Source organism: Mesorhizobium sp. WSM4976 (assembly GCF_029625685.1).
Classification (GTDB): domain Bacteria; phylum Pseudomonadota; class Alphaproteobacteria; order Rhizobiales; family Rhizobiaceae; genus Mesorhizobium.
Map to the genome: position 1 here is coordinate 1 of NZ_JARTVT010000135.1, position 247 is coordinate 247.

A 247-nucleotide genomic window follows, 5' to 3' on the forward strand; every position below is an offset into this window, starting at 1 on the left:
CTGGCGTTTGTTGTTGCGTGTTACGTGGCTGCTCATTCATCCAAATAACCGCCGTGCCCGCTGCGTTCGGCGGGTGGTTTTTTTTGTTTTTTTTTTTTTTTTTTTGGGGGGGGGGGGTTTTTTTTTTTTTTTTTTTGGGGGGGGGGGGGGTTTTTTTTTTTTTTTTTTTTGTTTTTTTTTTTTTTTTTTGTTTTTTTTTTTTCCCTCGGGTTGTTTTTCATTGGGTTTATTTCCCCCCTTTCACCGC

General features: G+C 39.7%; 1 protein-coding gene. It reads right to left on the reverse strand.

Annotated features, from left to right (window positions below; all coding sequences use genetic code 11):
* Positions 1-32: 32 nt before the first annotated feature.
* Positions 33-247: hypothetical protein (locus tag P9272_RS36030; protein WP_278164990.1), on the reverse strand; the 215-nt coding region annotated here is incomplete at its 5' end.